Annotated in this window: 15 protein-coding genes; 7 read left to right on the top strand and 8 right to left on the bottom strand. The window is 36.6% G+C overall.

Annotation, left to right across the window (positions count from 1 at the left end; translation table 11 throughout):
• Together ABD859_RS00660 and ABD859_RS00655 are read right to left on the bottom strand one after the other, a co-directional pair.
• A partial coding sequence (locus ABD859_RS00660) for a DUF7507 domain-containing protein (RefSeq protein WP_345138855.1) occupies positions 1–2,364 on the bottom strand: 2,364 nt, incomplete at its 3' end.
• A gap of 10 nt (positions 2,365–2,374) precedes the next feature.
• Positions 2,375–2,995 carry a hypothetical protein gene (locus ABD859_RS00655; protein WP_345138853.1) on the bottom strand — a complete coding sequence of 207 codons (621 nt, stop codon included), beginning with the start codon at positions 2,993–2,995 and terminating at the stop codon, positions 2,375–2,377.
• 529 nt (positions 2,996–3,524) lie between these two features.
• Here ABD859_RS00655 and ABD859_RS00650 point away from each other — a divergent pair.
• Positions 3,525–5,066, top strand: a complete 1,542-nt coding sequence (locus ABD859_RS00650; protein WP_345138851.1) for a helix-turn-helix domain-containing protein — start codon at positions 3,525–3,527, stop codon at positions 5,064–5,066.
• A gap of 140 nt (positions 5,067–5,206) precedes the next feature.
• Here the strand turns inward: ABD859_RS00650 and ABD859_RS00645 are convergent, their stop codons facing one another.
• The 4 genes from ABD859_RS00645 to ABD859_RS00630 all read right to left on the bottom strand — a co-directional run bounded on the left by ABD859_RS00645 (position 5,207) and on the right by ABD859_RS00630 (position 6,602).
• Positions 5,207–5,488 carry a hypothetical protein gene (locus ABD859_RS00645; RefSeq protein WP_345138849.1) on the bottom strand — a complete coding sequence of 94 codons (282 nt, stop codon included), beginning with the start codon at positions 5,486–5,488 and terminating at the stop codon, positions 5,207–5,209.
• A gap of 19 nt (positions 5,489–5,507) precedes the next feature.
• On the bottom strand, positions 5,508–5,780 hold the full coding sequence (locus tag ABD859_RS00640; RefSeq protein WP_345138846.1) for a DNA-binding protein: 273 nt from the start codon (positions 5,778–5,780) through the stop codon (positions 5,508–5,510).
• 72 nt (positions 5,781–5,852) lie between these two features.
• On the bottom strand, positions 5,853–6,164 hold the full coding sequence (locus tag ABD859_RS00635; RefSeq protein ID WP_345138844.1) for a hypothetical protein: 312 nt from the start codon (positions 6,162–6,164) through the stop codon (positions 5,853–5,855).
• Positions 6,165–6,218: 54 nt separating this feature from the next.
• On the bottom strand, positions 6,219–6,602 hold the full coding sequence (locus ABD859_RS00630) for a hypothetical protein (RefSeq protein WP_345138841.1): 384 nt from the start codon (positions 6,600–6,602) through the stop codon (positions 6,219–6,221).
• A gap of 40 nt (positions 6,603–6,642) precedes the next feature.
• On the opposite strand from ABD859_RS00630, the gene ABD859_RS00625 reads away from it, so the two are divergent.
• Together ABD859_RS00625 and ABD859_RS00620 are read left to right on the top strand one after the other, a co-directional pair.
• Positions 6,643–7,485: a S8 family serine peptidase gene (locus ABD859_RS00625; protein WP_345138838.1), complete on the top strand. Its 843-nt coding sequence runs from the start codon at positions 6,643–6,645 to the stop codon at positions 7,483–7,485.
• An 814-nt stretch (positions 7,486–8,299) separates the two neighbouring features.
• A complete protein-coding gene (locus tag ABD859_RS00620; RefSeq protein WP_345138835.1) occupies positions 8,300–9,331 on the top strand; it encodes a lipid A-modifier LpxR family protein in 1,032 nt (343 codons plus the stop codon).
• A 601-nt stretch (positions 9,332–9,932) separates the two neighbouring features.
• Here the strand turns inward: ABD859_RS00620 and ABD859_RS00615 are convergent.
• Together ABD859_RS00615 and ABD859_RS00610 are read right to left on the bottom strand one after the other, a co-directional pair.
• On the bottom strand, positions 9,933–10,997 hold the full coding sequence (locus tag ABD859_RS00615; RefSeq protein WP_345138832.1) for a hypothetical protein: 1,065 nt from the start codon (positions 10,995–10,997) through the stop codon (positions 9,933–9,935).
• Positions 10,994–11,152: a hypothetical protein gene (locus tag ABD859_RS00610; RefSeq protein WP_345138828.1), complete on the bottom strand. Its 159-nt coding sequence runs from the start codon at positions 11,150–11,152 to the stop codon at positions 10,994–10,996. Before ABD859_RS00610 ends, ABD859_RS00615 begins: the two co-directional genes overlap by 4 nt.
• A 1,592-nt stretch (positions 11,153–12,744) precedes the next feature.
• Here ABD859_RS00610 and ABD859_RS00605 point away from each other — a divergent pair.
• From ABD859_RS00605 to ABD859_RS24150, 4 genes are read left to right on the top strand one after another with little or no spacing between them, the layout of a single operon-like run.
• Positions 12,745–13,614 carry a sporulation delaying protein family toxin gene (locus ABD859_RS00605; protein WP_345138825.1) on the top strand — a complete coding sequence of 290 codons (870 nt, stop codon included), beginning with the start codon at positions 12,745–12,747 and terminating at the stop codon, positions 13,612–13,614.
• Positions 13,601–14,179, top strand: a complete 579-nt coding sequence (locus tag ABD859_RS00600) for an SdpA family antimicrobial peptide system protein (RefSeq protein WP_345138822.1) — start codon at positions 13,601–13,603, stop codon at positions 14,177–14,179. The genes ABD859_RS00605 and ABD859_RS00600 overlap by 14 nt, the downstream gene beginning before the upstream one ends.
• Complete coding sequence (locus ABD859_RS00595) at positions 14,163–15,068, top strand: sporulation-delaying protein SdpB family protein (RefSeq protein ID WP_345138819.1); 906 nt, start codon at positions 14,163–14,165, stop codon at positions 15,066–15,068. The genes ABD859_RS00600 and ABD859_RS00595 overlap by 17 nt, the downstream gene beginning before the upstream one ends.
• Positions 15,050–15,499: a DUF1648 domain-containing protein gene (locus ABD859_RS24150; protein ID WP_425554211.1), complete on the top strand. Its 450-nt coding sequence runs from the start codon at positions 15,050–15,052 to the stop codon at positions 15,497–15,499. The genes ABD859_RS00595 and ABD859_RS24150 overlap by 19 nt, the downstream gene beginning before the upstream one ends.
• Positions 15,500–15,647: the final 148 nt, after the last annotated feature.

The following is a 15,647-nucleotide window of genomic DNA, read 5'->3' as shown; positions in this document are numbered from 1 at the left end:
ATATGGATCATTTACCGCAGTTGGCGCATGATTTACAGTTGGTGTAGCTGAACCAGAGTTATTTCCTGGCGCAGGATCACTTTCTGAACCTGTAATAGATGCTGTATTCGCATATGAACCTGCTGCATTTACCCTTGCTACCATGGTAAGAGTTGTGCTTGCTCCATTAGCAAGATCTCCAATAGTCCAATCTGGAGCTGACCATGTACCTGTCGAAGGTGTGGCACTCACAAAAGTATACCCAGAAGGAAGATTATCAGTAACCGTTACTCCTGTCGCTGCACTAGGACCTGCATTAGAAGCTGTAATGGTGAAAGTAACATCACTTCCAACATTTGGTGTAGTATTGTCAACAGTTTTCGTTACAGAAAGATTCGTTTGAACTAAAGGCGTTGCAGTTGCCGAGTTATTTCCAGTTGTACCGTCTGGGTTATTTCCAGAAACAGTCGCTGTATTGGCATAAGATCCTGTTGCTCTAACAGTACCTGTAATCTGCAAAGTTGCACTTGCACCTCCCGCAAGACTTCCTACAGTCCATGTTGGTGCAGTCCAGGTACCAGTCGAAGGAGTAGCACTTACAAAAGTATATCCTGAAGGAAGTACATCGTTTACAGTTACCCCTGTAGCTTTATAAGTACCATTATTTTTGGCGGTAATGGTAAATATTATCGTGCTTCCCACACTGGCTGAAGCCTGATCCGCCGTTTTGGTGATCTCAAGATCAGCCGGGCAGAGTACTGCTTCAAAAGCTCGGGTCGTTACCGATGTTCCGCCACAGGCCGCAGTTACAGAATACTGTACCGAAACGGTACCTTCTCCAGTAAAGTTCAGCGTGTTTCCCGATAAGGTTCCAGGACCGCTTAAGATACTAAGTGTCCCTCCTGCAGGCGTTGGATTCAGCTGCACAGGATCGTCAACGCAGTATTTAGAATCAGGTCCCCCTCCGGCTGAAATGGGCTGAATAGCTGGATTTGATTCTGCGCCGCAGATCTGTACGTTAGCTGTTTTAAAGGTGTAACTGGTTTCATTGGTATTGTCGTTAGTACCATCTCCCATACTGCCGCTGATTCTATGTCCGACATATCCAAATTTGGTTTCACAGCTTTTTACCAGCATTGAGGTATGTCCTCCTGTTTCTACAGCAAGATAATTATCTGAAGCTGTCAGACCTCCTGGAACAGCAGGGTTATTAGCACTGCCGCTTCCTAGTCCGAGCATCGATCCTGAACTGTTACCGAAGGCATAAATTTTATTATCGTTCGTCAAAACATTTACTGAAGCATACTGAGAATCATGCTCCTGGGGGCTGAACCATTTTATGTTATTCATTACAGGCCCTGTCGTAGAAGTATATCTAGGCTGTATCCATGATAATCTTTCTCCATTAGTCCAATCACCCAATTGTCTGCTGCCGTTTTTACCTAAAGCATATAAATTACCATCTGCCGCTAAAATATAATGTGAACGTGTTGATCCGTTATTTCCTGACGAACCAATCATTTTGGGTGTAATCCCGGCAGGAATTGTCATCTTTGCAGCATAATGCTGATCCGCAGCCGCTGTATTATCTCCTAAAAAAACACTGGTTCCCCATACATACACTGTACCGTCAGATTTTAAAGCCATAAGACCATCGTTATTACCGCGGCAGGCCACTACATCCGTTAAAAATGGGTTCCCTGATTCCGAAGTCTGCACTCTATACCAATTCAGTGCGTTCCCGGCAGCGCCATTTCCTCTCACTGCAGCTGTCTGCGAAATCACCCATACATCACCGCCGCAGGTGGTAATAGCAAGTGTTTTGTAAGTTGCAAACATCATTTTAACATCCCCAGGCGTAACTCCGGGAGGCAGACCATTGGCGTTACCGCCTATCGTCACCTTTTGAAAAGTGGTATTCGTGGTCAGGGAAGCATCCAGAATGACCCCTCTGTAGGACCAGGCATATAAACCATCGGTTGCTAAAAGTATCCCCTGGACATTATCAGATGAACTGCTTCCCAGCATCGCCTTTAAAGGAACAGCACCCGTTGACAAGGCTGGAAAATTAGCCTTATTAATCGTTAAAGGCGCTAATTGATTGGCACCTGTGTTCGAAATCTTTTCACCCCAGGTCTGGAAAGAACCGTCTGAAGTCCTCACAATGGTCGTGTGAAAACTCGATACGAAATTATCATATTCAATGGTTGCCGCATTGGTATTGGATGCAGCTCCAAAATTAGACAGATCGGTATTGGGACAACCTGCAGGAGGTGTGGCACACTGTGCTGCCGCTGTCTGGCTGCCTATAAAAATTACAAAAAACAAAAGGGCTGTTTTTTGTAAATTCAATAAACGATTTGCATTAGTGTAATTTTTTATCATACTGTATGGATTATTTTATTACCTGAGGCAGATTGTAAGTCTGTACCTGATTGTTAAAATCATAAAAATCAAACATCAGATACGTTTCCTGATTAACGATCCCTGATAGTTTATACTTCATTAATTTTGTTGTGTTCACGGCCATGATTTCTTTTTCAACAGCAGCACCGGTCAAAGCAACACCAATTCCCGCTATAGACATGCCCGGCATTGGAAGTTTTACCGCATTGTTTTCCCTGCTGCTGATTTTAGCGGGAACGGTAATAATTAAATCTGAATAATTTCGTCCTCTGACAATGGGCTCCGAGAAAGTAATCTTTGAAAAATCAAAAGTGATTTTGACCGGTTCCACCTTGACACGAAACCGATCAGGAAATGAATCATGAGTACATGCATCGTCATGTTTTTTAGATTCCTGAAAAGTAATATCATATACGCCCGGTTCCTGAAAAGCATAGGCATTGACCTCATTGCCCCGCAGGGTACTGTATAGATTCTTTTCAGCATTGGCCACTGTCCAGATGACGGTCTGGTCTATATGTCCAAAATCAATTTTTTCACCAAATGAAATCACTTTGTAGTAATCCTGGTGATTATTATTTTGAGCTGTTACTTCATAATGGATCAACATCAATACTATTAAGTTGAAGCCGCAGTACCTGGCCATACTTTTATACCGCCTGTAAATATTCCCGATCATAATTATAATTTTCAAAATTTGACCGCGAATGTACCTTTTTGAAAGTCTCTTCCTAAAGTATTGTCTTTACCAATTACGTAAAATAAAAAATATTCAAGCGCTGAAAAAAACACAAATCACTGTTAATATGACAGTTACACAAAACGCTAAATTGTATGGTTCTGTAGAAGTAAAATAAGGATTACGACAGGCGGGTGCTCGATGTGAATCGCCTTACAGAAGCACAGATGTCATAAAAAAGCTTAAAATCTACAAGATCTAGGGATATCACATTAGAATTAATTTTGTTATACTGTCTAAAACTATTTTTTTTAAAATCGATTTTCTTACATTAGCAGCTTTGACCGTCTGACGGTTTATCGTTGATCTGGGAGTATCGCTGTACTGAAACTGCCCGAAAATGTAATTTCTTTTACCAACGTATTTTTTTCACCGCACTTTAGAATTAATTATAGTATATATGCACTTTAGAAACACTCTGCTGTCTTTTATCATACTAATCATCAGCAATCCTTGTACCGCTCAGGAGTCTAAATTTGATCGTATTTTCACAGAAACTGCACAAAAACTGTTGAGTTCCAATCCAAAAAAAGCATTAGAAAATACCGATTATCTCTATTCTATTGCTGTGGATGACAGCCAGAAAATGAAATCCTGCATGCTTAAAGCTACCTTGCTGCGCCAGTACGGCCTGAGAAAGGAAGCAGTAGCTTCACTAAAAAGAGCCGACAGTATCGCCGCCAGAGCAGATAACTATACGATGCAGGCTCGAATCAACGGATTTTTATCAACGCTGTACAGGGAAAATAATATCTACAGCTTAGGCAGCATTCATCTTCAAAGGGCTGTAAAAGCCAGCAGGAAGATCATCGATAAAAGTGAGATGAATAAGTTTCTGGGGAATCTTTCACAAGAAACGGCTTATTACCGTATGTATGCCTCGGAGTATAAAAAAGCAATCAGCCACCTGAAAAATGGAAACAAGCTCTTTCAAAAAACAGGTCCTGAGGTAGATAAAAATTTTCAGACGGCCGTTAATGACGAGATGATTGCTAAAAATTATCTGTCCCTAAACGAGGTTGATTCAGCCTTCTTTTACTACGACAAAGCCCAGAGAGAACTTTCAATTTCCGGATCAGCTGAAAGTCCATTGAAAGGTTTTATATTAAACGGTCTTGCTGCGGTTTACAGCAAAAAAGACATGCCGGCAAAAGCGCTGGAAAATTTTAAAGATGCCGAGAAAATTGCCGATGATTCCAACTTTTTTACGTTAAAACAGGAGGTGTATACTTCTTTAATGGATTTCTATAAAAATAATGATGCCGCACTGTACATTACTTATAATGAAAAAAATCAGAAACTAAATCAAAACGAAGAGAACAGCAGGAAAGCCATCGCAGATGAACTTATAAAAACCCTTCGCAGGAAGCAGTTTAACAATGAATCCCATTATCAGCAGACCACATATATAATCATTGGATGCTGTATCTTTATTGTACTGATTACCCTGGCACTATATTTCTATAAGCGCCAGTCCGATTATAAAAAATTCAAAAACTACATCAACAAACAGGACTCAGCAGTCATCAAGGATGTACAGGCATCGCCCAAAAAAGAAGTGGGTAAAGAATATATGTCGGAGACGGCAGAAAACAATATTCTCAAAAATCTGGATGAATTCGAAAATTCACAATCATTTCTGCGCAAAGATATTTCTTTAAATTCGGCAGCTGCAGAGCTGGGCGTCAACCACCGTTATTTATCCTATGTGATTAATAAGCATAAATCAAAAGATTTTGCGGGTTATATTAGTGAACTGCGTATCAATTATATAGTAGAGCGTCTAAAAAATGATCCAAGTTATTTAAAATATAAGATCAGTTTTCTCGCTGACCAGGCCGGTTTTTCTTCACACAGCCGATTTACCATCACATTTAAAAAGGTGACGGGGTTTTCACCGCTGACTTTTATAACCTATCTCCAGAAGGAAAATGAAAAATAAAATGCTGTCTGACTGCCGAATTGGAATTCCTTTAATTTAAGGAATGCCGTAAAGAGTCTTCTTTACCGTTTCAATAGTGCCTTAAAAATACATGGTCTTTCATGTCCATGCAGCCACATCATAAACTCACAGCCCGCTGATTACTGTTGAATCCGCCACTTGAAGTGCAGATTAATTTCGCTTCTGCAGGCCGGATGGTAAGAAGGCTGGTAACTTATACAGCCTAAATCCTGAAGCTGTTTAAAATATTTATGATAGGTTGGAATCGTATGTATATGCGAAAGCGCCATGATCCTTCTTCTGCTGACTTGGATATTCTTTATACGTCCCTGGCTGTATCCTATATTTAGTAAGGCAATAAGGATAGCCAGATGCCACACGTTTAGATTTTTATCACTCAAATAAAGGGAAAATAAGTGCATGATCTGCTCCCTGTTTCTTTCATTTTTCATCTGTAAATAATTTTTGAAGATCCTCTCTGTTATAATAATACGAACCCAGGACTTTTTTAAATCTGACCCTGCCTCCTATTCTAAGAGCCTGCACCGATCCTGCCGAGATATCCAGCATTTTTCGAACGGCTCTGCTTTTGAGCCATTCCGGCTGGATTTCAGCAGTCTTTACATCCAGCGATTCTTTCAGAACTTCACCAACTTTATCTAACAGCAGTATGCCAAACTGCCTCAAATCTTCTTTTGTTACCGCTTTTCCCATATCCTTTCTTTTGACATAATTTCAATATTCACAGCCAGAATCCTGCACAAAAAATCCTCAAAATAAATCCCGTCATGGCTTTGAAATGGTACGTATTTCAAAATCAAAAAAATAGATCCTGCTTCCTCTTGTCTTTTTAAAGGAGGGCTCATATCTAAGATAACCGTATTCATGCAGTTCCTGCAGGCATTTATGATAGGTATACTTGGAGGATATTTTAGCAATGGGTGATAATTCCCCCCTGAAAACTTCTATTGGATTACTAAAACCCTTAACAGCACGAAAACAAAGCAGCGCCGTATAAATGGCAATATGCGTGCTGCTGATCCTAAAATCTTTTTCGATAGCCGAAAAAAAATCCGTTAAGGGTTTTAGATTTTCCATAAAAAATTTATTTACATTCTGAAATACAACAGGCTCTGTGATTACTTTTAAAAATCAGATTGACGCGCCCTGTCTTCGGGACTGCTTTTTTTTCTTCCCTTCATCCTGATCTGAATCGCTGTCATTTTCGGTTCCTTTTTTCATTTCTTTAGAGGTGCTTTTGGACTCTGACTCGCTTTTCTTCTGCTCTTTGCTTTCGCGGTCATTGATGCGCTGCATCTGGGAATCATACATCCTGATAGTTTTAAACTGCGGATTGGCTTCCACAAAACGTTTTCTTTCCTCTCCCTGAACGACAACAGTTACCGACTGGATATTTCCTTTTTTAAGAGAATTAATCAAATCTTCCCTGAACTTAGGCGTATCCAGCTCCTTTATCGAATGCTTTTCCAGTGCCGCTTCCAGATTATAACCGTAATTCTGATGGTAATGGGTCATTTTAAAGTTTCCATTAGATTCGGCATCAGAAAAGTCAAGCTTGCACCGTGACGATCCGGAAGTTTTGGAAAAAGGATTTGGGTGCGGTACTATCAGCATCTCTAAAAACGGCTTTAAAAATCTGCAGGGACACGCAACAAAAGTGGCAGGAATAATAGCGGCAAATCGTCAAAATACTATTGGGATAAATGGTATTGCGGAAAATGTTAAAATTATGTCACTTAACATTTCCTATTCCGGAGACGAAAATGATAAAGACATTGCAATGGCGGTTTATTATGCTGTAGATAATGGCGCTAAAATTATTAACATGTCATTTGGAAAAGAATTTTCGGTACATCAGCAATGGGTTTCAGATGCATTTAAATATGCTGAAAAGCATAATGTTTTATTAGTCCATGCGTCAGGAAACGAACGTTTTAATGTCGATGAAAACCCGTATTATCCAAGTGATAATACTTTTGACGGCAGACCTGAAGTAAGCAGTAATTTTATTAATGTCGGATCCATTTCAGCCCGATTAGACAAGACATTTGTTTCGAATTTTTCGAACTACGGAAAACAAAATGTGGATTTATTTGCTCCGGGTGAACAAATTTATACAACAGCGCCGGGGAATCAATATAAATCTGATTCGGGAACTTCACTCGCTGCTCCGATAGTTTCAGGAATTGCCATTATATGGTCATATTATCCTACACTTACCGCGGCTGAAGTAAAACACATTATACTAGAATCAGGAACAACCTACAACCTGGAAGTCATTGTACCCGGGACAAACGACAAACAGATTTCATTTACAGAATTGTCAAAATCCGGTAAAGTTGTAAATGCCTTTAATGCTATGAAACTTGCCGAGAAAATAAGTAAACACAAAAAATGACTCTGCTTATTAAATCAAATACTTGCCGCAATTTGTCCGTTGAACGTCTTTACTTTCTTGATCTAATTTTATACTTTTTCCCGCGCAAAAACTTCATCCGATTACGAATGTAGCGCCGATTTCGCCCATAACTCTCTGCCTTAATCAACCGTTAATTATGGCAAAAATTAACGTATTTAGAAGAAAAGCCCATTATAACTTCGTAAATTTGTAATTAGACAAATTGGTGCAATCCAGCTGGTAACCGTAACAGTAACTAGTATGAAAAAGCTTTATTTATTCTGTTCAAGCAGATGACGGCCGCAATTTCAAATGCACAAACATCCAAGGAGCTTCTTGGAAATGGAATTGGTAAAATGGACACAAAACAGCGGAAGTGAAAAAGACATTCAAAATTACTTAAGACAGATCAGGTTTATCGGATTTTATTGACGGCGGCAAATTCGAAAGTAAGGTGGGTGAAAACAGACACCATGGCAGGTGGAAGCTGTCAAAATATAACAAAGAGCTGACGATCATATCTGCACTTCTGCCAGTCAAATTTCGAGCAGATTCTTCTGTAAGAACCAAAGGATTATAACCTGCGGACAGCTGGGAGGCTTTGAGTGCAAGAAAGTACAAATCAGCCGCAATAATCACATACAAATAAGGGGCCGGCCAGCCGTCTACTATTGATGATCCATTCTGGATATAGTTTTATTTTTAAAAATCCGTTTCAACATTGGAGCTGGTAATAAACGGCTAAGACTTTTACTTTGAAATGGGTTTCACATTGCAATATTGACACTCGTTACTCAATTACATACTAACTGTTATGAAACAATTCTTTTTATATCTGCTTCTGCTGCATTCGGTTAATATCCTGCCGCAGGGCAGATCCGGTTTCCAGGCTTTATTGACAACAGAGAATGATTTTCTGGGCATTCATAATAAGGACGAGAACTATACAGGAGCCGTCAAATTTGAATTACTGACGCCTGAAATAAAATGGAAATGGCTTCCGTTCTATAAATTTAAAAATGAATCTCCGGTGTTCAACATACAACGTTTCGGTTTCGGAGGAACAGCCTATACGCCTCAGGATATTGCGGCCTCCGAAATTGTAAAAGGTGACCGTCCCTATGCTTCGCTATTATTTGTCAGTGTGGGAAATATATCCTATGACAGATCCCGGGGATTGATTTTACAATCTGATCTTGTAGTGGGTTCTATCGGCTCTCCGGGTCCGGGCAATGCTCAGGCTTATGTCCATAGAAATCACTGGTTTGGTTCAGAAAGACCTGAGCCTGAGGGGTGGGATAACCAGATTGGATTCAATGGTTCACTTATTGTAAACTACAATACCCGTATGCAGGGATTGATTACGCCGCAGCAGTCCTTTTCAAACTTCCAGTGCGTGGTGCCCTACTGGACCGCAAAAGCTGATATTGGTAATTACATGATCAATCTGCAGGGAGGCTTTAAATTGGATTTATTCAATTACAACTCTTCCATACTGCAGGATTATGCCGTCAGTTTCCCTGCCTTAACAGAAAACAGAGAGACGCCGAAAAAAAATATACGGTTTAATTTTTTTGTCGAACCAAGCTTTCGAATCGCTGCCTACAATGCCACCCTGGAAGGACTGCTCTTTAATGATCGAAGCGTCTATACGATTTCCCATCAAGATGTCAACCGTTTATTATTTGAAGTTAACGGTGGCATCAATTTCATAGCAGGTGATTTTTTCTACGCTAAATATTCTTTTTACGGCAGAAGCCAGGAATACCGAGGCGGCAAATCCTTTCATACCTGGGGAGGCATCACTATTGGTTTTTCCCCCTCAAAATGGTATACTAAACGCTAGTTAACAATGCTGAATCCCCACATCTAGCTAGAGAAAAATCCATATTGCTTTCGAAAAAAAACTTTAGAAATTTCTAATGTTTATGTATTGCAGGATTTCGAACTAAAAGCATTTCCCTGCTGAAGAACCATATTTACCACTAGTAATAAACGATAATTTAATCCTATATTTTCATATTACCAAGCACTCATTACTCACATTAATACCTTATAATACAAATAGTTACAACTTACTTATCCTAATAATCTACTGCTATTAAAGGCATAAATTTACTTTTCTTTTCTTTTAAAAATTTATTACTTACTCGGAAAATACTTCTGTTTAAATCAGCCAAACTTTTCAACCAACCTCACGTTCACAGGCCACAACTCAATGAAAACAATCTTTAAAAGAATAAAAAAACTAAGTACAAATTAAGTAACCAGCTAACCATAACAAAGCATTACCGCTAAAAGTGTACTTTAACATTTCCCGATACGTCAGGATTACATTATAATTCATGATTAATCTATTACACACTAGTTTTTTCTGTTCGAACTGCCGCAGCTTATTAATCTTTTTTTAACATATTCTGAAAATCCAGCATGGTCATGCTCTTTTATCACACCTGCTTTTCCAAGATATCCTTTCCATAATTATAACGGTATTTATTATTATTATAATTGTTTTGAGTTTCAATAATTGGATACCATAAATCGATATAATTTTTGTAATCACTAAACTGCTGGCTGGTTAATATATCTATCAGCTCTTCGGTAGTACTTACATTATAAATATTAAAGCTGTAAAGTCCTGTTTGTTTAACATTTTCTTTAACTCTTTTCTTATTTTCAGCTCTGCTTTGTGCCAGTGCTATTTTAATGTCAGATTCTTTTACTTTTGCCGCAGTTAATGTATTTCCTAATTGCTCTTCTAACAGCTTGTCAGGATTTATTTTGAAATTCAACCTAATGGTGAGTTCTTCCTGCTGTTCCTTTGTCAAAGTTTTAACTGCAAAACCAATCTGATTTATCATCGTCTTTATCACCAAAAGAGTATCCTGAGAACAGATCGTTTGATAAGCTTCGTAATTATAATTTACTGCAGTATCAAATTCATTCACAGACAGTTTTTGCCGTTTTTCATCCAAAATTAGTTTTTCTTCATATTTATCTTTTGAACCGTACCTTTTATCAATATAACTCTCAAAACTTAAGCTGCTTCCCTTGTCAATTACTACGCTGAGGTCTTTATCCACCAGACAGGGCATTAGATACTGGTTATTAAAGGAAAAAGTATCGGTAAAGTAAACTACAAAATAATTTATCTTTTTGCTGTTGAAGTCTAAAATACTTGTAACAACTGGATTATTCTCAACTAAACGAGTGGTCTTATTATCCATGAAAACATAAAGTCTCTGCAGATATAAAACTAAATAGTAGTTTTTGTTTTGTATAAGCTCTGGCTTAAAGTCTTTCTTCATCCTGATCTTAAAAACCGGAAGCACTTGAGCATCTCTAAACAGCGCCTTTTTGTTTTCAATGGGATCAATTTTCTTTATGATACCTTCCATTTTTGAATCTCTGTTTATCTGCTCATATATCATCTGCTTCTGCTTTTCTGTTTGAGCATATACAGATACAGCTGCCTGAAAACAGGCAGCTAGTAAAATTATCTTTTTTATCATGGTTTAACTCCATTAATCTGATAGACACCCATTGAGACATTTATTTGGTCTGCAGTGTAAGTTTCATATGCACGGGTATTGCTGTCAACGGCCATAAAAGGGCCAGTTGTTTCGTCATAGCCCGCTAAAGCTGCTTCGTGCCTAAGAATTATCATATATTTTCCTTTTATATAATTGGGGCAGAGTAAGCTTTATGCTGCTTACTGTTTTGTTATTTATTTTATGCACTGTTTGCCTTTCAAAATAAACTTTCAGAGTTTATAGAGATACTTACCCATAATAATCTGAATATAAACTAGTTGTACTACACCACCCTTTTTATTTAGTAATTTATGTTATAAACATTACTTATATAAGATTAATAAGTCTAAGCTAAAAACTTTTTGCAGGGTTTAAGTACGGGAATCCACATTTGGCAATATTTTTTTAACAAAGAAATTTCTTTTATACTGACCAAAAATAAAAACGACGTAGGCCCATTCTAAAAGCAAATGAAAACCATTTGCATTATTAGTAAACTAGAAAACTCTCTATTCAATTATACATTAAAATTATATGATCTAAAAAAATTAACAAATCTGGCGTAATTATCATATGTTTTTCTTGCGGTAGTATGGGCTTTATTCTATTTTTCATTTTATGGATCACCAGTCTTAGAGTTCTGGCAAAATCATGGTACAAGGGGTTTGGAGTTGATACCTTTTTTGCCACAAAATGCTAAGGCGAATTTGGAATATTAATTTTCTTTTTAAAAGAGAGACTGATTTATATAGCATCCCAAAAATGGAAATGTACAATTATAAAAAACAATTAGTAAGCCTAAAGCCACTGTAAAGAGGACCGTACAAGCTATTTTCATAATCATGGCTAAAAAATCAAATGTGCAAAAAAGAAAAAAACAGCCGTTGATGCTGTCCTGTACGCCCTGCAGGGGCGTTTTGAAATGAAAACACGGTTAATGAGTCGAATCATGGGTTCGCTTTTGGGCAACCTCAAAAAAAACATAAACCACTCATCATAAAGACCTTCCTAAAACACAAATGTACATTTCATTTTATATTAGTGTACTATTTCATTTTTTCGCTAAAACACGAGCTTAAAATCAAGATGTAAACAAAAATTATTACAAACTTCCTAATGTAGATTTAGCAGAATCAAATTGCAATACTGTTGAACTTCATACCTTTGCTAAACAAAAAATTCAACGCTAATTTTATTCATTTTCCACAAATCTACTTTTCGTGGCAAAATCGCGGCACATTATTTTTTAAGAAATTAACCCCTCAGTAAAATCAACATTTATTGAATTTAGGTTCGAATATAAGTGTCACGTAAATATATTAGGAAGAATTGACATCGAAAAATTATAACTAAGAAAATATCGTAAGAATTACAGCTTGTTACTACGAGCAACTTGTTTGAATACGTATTTCAAACAATTCTAAAGTTATTTTAAATCTAGAAACATGGGGTAGATCCCCTGCCTTTGGGCATCTACTTAAAAATACGGATATAATATATTTTTGTATACGAAACATCTTGCATTTTCGACATTATCTTCTATATTTGCCCTAATTAGTCTGAAATTTTTCACAAATACTATGACAAAACTTACCAATACAATCTATTATGAAACAGCGGGAATATGCAGAAGGCATCTTAAAAAATAATGGTTTGACTATTAATAATTATCACATATTGAATATATAAAAACTAATTAAAATCTATTAATCAAAAAATTTAAACCATGTATGTAATAAAAAACTACTTATCTAAAATCACATTCGCTTTAGCATTTAGTTTAATAGTAAGTTGCAGCCCATCCGAAAGCAGCCAGTCCGGAACAGAAAAAGCAGCTGACTACACCGATGTAGAGCTATTCAAATCCATTTTCTTTGGTGTTGGAGAATTTGCAGTCCATATTAACCAGTTAAAAAGTAAAATAGATTTAACCAATAGCCTTAAAGGCGATAAAAGAATTGAAGTGGTTAATAAGCTGGACCTTCTTGTGAAAGAAATCAAAACCAAAAATCCAAGTTTTTTCCCCGAATTCAAACAACTTGTCACAAGTGGTGATCAAAGAAAAGTACAACTTGGCATCGAATTGGGTTCTACTATGATTAAAGAAAATTTTGAGGTGATATTTCCTGAACTGAAGAAAGTTTTTCGTAAAGTAAAATCTGACATATATACCGGTAAACTCAAACTTAATAAACAAGACAGTTTTAAAACATACATTGAAACATTTCAGACAGCTATTGACAAAGGAGAATATGACAGTTTACTCAAAAAAAACATGATAACCGATGAAAATGAGACTGTAGTTCCCTGCACATGGGCTGTTGCCTGTGTAGCATATTTTGCGATAGCAGCACACAATACAGTGGCAGTTACCGCCTTGATTTATTTTAAATTTGCATTTTATGGCCCTAGTATCGATTCAGGTAATCAAGTAAACTATGACGGAGCTATTAATTGCGGGTTAGATTGTACGGGAATGGATTATATCGGGCCTGACGATATAACGCCACCTGGTCCAATAGTAGATCCTGAGGAAGCTACTTTAAGAACAGAAACATTGGTTAATGAAATTGCCGAATATTATGCAGAGAGGTAAGATACTCGATGGGACAAAGTATTTTTTTACTTTTGCCGTCTGTGCCATTTTTGCATTTATATTTATCGCAGGAGTTTTCCTTTACACCGTAAATGAGAACCCGATTAAACTAAATATAAATTTGGAAAATAAACTTTTTACATTTGTTCCACAAGGCTGGGCTTTTTTTACAAGAAATCCAAGGGAGGCTCAAATTGTAATTTACCAGAAAAACGCCGACAATAAATTCGAAGAAATTTCGCAAAGGCACTCCTCTCATAATAATTTATTCGGGCTAAAGAGAAGGGCATCAAAGATACTGTCTGAATTACAATTCATTAAAAGGGAAATAAATGATAGTCTATATCATAATACGATGTGGAGCTATCAGGAAAAATTATATTCTAAAGTGCCCCTGGAAGTAATTTCAGTTAAAAATCAGATGGAAAACCAAATCTTGTGCGGTGAATATATCGTAATCTATCAAAAGGCCGTGCCTTGGGCCTGGAGCCGATCGTTAGGCAGAATAAAAATGCCTGCAAAAATAATTCGCCTTAACATAATATGCAATGATAGAGAAAATTAATAACCGCATTAAAACTTCTTGTTTAGAGCTTTTCCCATATACAAATACTGTCGGCTTTGCAAGGAGTATACTTGCCCTGGGAACTTTACTTACTTTGGTTTTAAATCCAATTAGTATTTTATTTCATAAGAAGATAGACGGTACAATAATAAACCCTGTACTAAACCCCATTATACCTATAAATAAATACAACTTTTTTACATTATGCGGCTTTGACAATATTATATACATGAAGGGATTGGCTATAATAATTCTTTGTATAACTATTTCAGGGTATTTCATAAAGATTACTTCATTATTGCACTGGTGGGTTTGCATAAGTTTTCTTTACTTTTCTTCGATCATCGACGGAGGCGATCAAATTGCATCAATTTTAAGCTTCTTATTGATACCATTTTGTTTAACTGATCCAAGAAAAAATCATTGGATGTATATAAAACCTAATGACTCAGCAAAAAATATTATTGGATTGTTTTCAATCTGGATTATACGAATTCAAGTCGCAATAATATACTATCACGCTTCTTTAGGTAAACTAAGTGTAGCGGAGTGGGTAAATGGTACAGCAATTTACTACTGGTTTAACCATAGCGTCTTTGGAATGCCTACAGGTATTTCGGCAGTTATGAACAAACTTTTAAGTAATCCAATTATTGTTTCATTACTTACTTACGGTGTTATTATATTGGAAATTTTATTATTCTTAGGATTAGCTGCATCTGTAAAATATCGCAAAACAATTCTGTGCTTTGGAATATTATTTCATTTTTTTATAATCATCTACCATGGAATATTTTCGTTTTTCTTTTCAATTTGTGCCGCTTTAATACTATTTCTTTATCCTACTTATCAATCTATTAATTTTAACTTATGGTATCAAAAAAAATAAAACTACTTTACCTCATTAGTATATCGATATTTTTAACCTATCTTGTACTATTACTATATCATTATTCAGAAATTGCACAAACAGTCGCTTCTCATGTGGATATAACTGGGAAGGTAGACGGTTACAGCAGTAAAAAGTCATTGCTGATTTCTTCTGGAGTTAATCTACTTATACTACTTTTTATAGGATTTTTGGTAAAAAACCCACAATCAGCTAATTACCCAGTTGAGATCACTGACGAAAATCGAGAAAGTCTACATAAAAAAATGCAATTTTTTTTATGTATTATAGCAATTATTACCACCTCCGTTTTTTCATATATGACTTTTAAAGCAATTGGCATGGAAAAAAACTTTATATATCTAATTTTATACTTAATAATTGCCCCATTAATTACAATTCTATATTTTGGGAGAGGACAAAAGATTTAAAGCTAAATTCAGCAATTAACTCCTAGAGAAAATTGACACCTCTCAAACAAATTTAAGTTGAATTTAGGGAAATTTGTAAGGTTTAAATTTTGTGCCAAATTTTGACACATCATTTTCATCAATAGTAAAAATCACAAAAAGCGGTAAA

Source organism: Flavobacterium ginsengiterrae, assembly GCF_039539785.1.
Taxonomy (GTDB): Bacteria; Bacteroidota; Bacteroidia; order Flavobacteriales; family Flavobacteriaceae; genus Flavobacterium; species Flavobacterium ginsengiterrae.
Note: the sequence above shows the minus strand (reverse complement) of the source record. Positions and strands in the feature narration are given on the sequence as shown.